Below are 997 nucleotides of genomic sequence, written 5' to 3' on the forward strand. Positions count from 1 at the left end.
CTCGGCCCGCAGCCGGCCCTCCGGCGGCACGCGCGCGGTCAGCAGGGCGCTCCCGGCCAGCACGCCGGCGTTCCAGCCCAGGCCGAGCAGGGCCAGCGCGACGAGCAGCGTGACGGCGTCGTCCGCGCCGATGGCGGCCACGGCGCCCGACGCCGCCAGCAGCAGCGCGGCGGCGGTCGTGACGACGGCCGGACCGGCGCGGTCCAGCAGCGGGCCGGACACGACGGACGGGACGAACATGCACAGCACGTGCACGCTGACGATGCCGCCGACCAGCGCCGGCCCGTGACCGTGCGCGGCGAGGTGCACGGGCGCCACCGCCATGACCCCGACCATCACCAGGTTGGTGACGGCCAGCAGCAGCACGGCCCGCACCGGCACCTCCGTTGATCTTGGAGTTGTTCGCCTATTGCCGGGCGAAATGTCCGATAGATGGCTGAACTTCTCCAAGATCAACGAGAGGCGGGCGAGGAGGGCGGCGGCGGCCAGGAAGGCGGCGACGGCGATGAGGTACAGGCCGGTCAGCGGCGGCAGCCCGGCGGAGGTCGCGAGCCGGCCGCCGGACGCCAGCAGGTTCGGGCCGGCGACCGCTCCGGCGGCGACGGCGAACAGCAGGATGCCCAGCGCCCGTCCCCGGGTGGCCGGCCCGCCCGCCTCGGCCGCCGCGTAGCGGGCCAGGAACACCGGCGCGTTGCCGACGCCGAAGACCGCGCTGCCGGCCAGCAGCAGCCCGAGCCCGGCCCAGGCGGCCGCCGCCACGATGATCACGGCGCCGGCGGCGCCGACGAGGTAGCCGAGGGCGAGCCCGGCGGGCCGTCCGGCACGGGCGCTGACGTGCGAGACGAGCACGGCTCCGACGGCGGAGCCGGCGACGTGCACGCCGATGGGCAGTCCGGCCGTCGCCGGGTCCCCCGTCAGGTCGGTGGCCAGCAGCGGCCCGGCGAGCCCGCCGGCGGCCAGGCCGATGCTGCCGACCGCGGTGGCGGCGGCGAGCAGC

Annotated in this window: 1 protein-coding gene; it reads right to left on the reverse strand. The window is 77.3% G+C overall.

What is annotated here, in order from left to right:
- Positions 1–997 (reverse strand): MFS transporter (locus DY240_RS22545; protein ID WP_158602962.1); only part of this gene is annotated, 997 nt, incomplete at both ends.

Origin of the sequence: Jiangella rhizosphaerae, assembly GCF_003579925.1 — a bacterium.
Classification (GTDB): Bacteria; Actinomycetota; Actinomycetes; order Jiangellales; family Jiangellaceae; genus Jiangella; species Jiangella rhizosphaerae.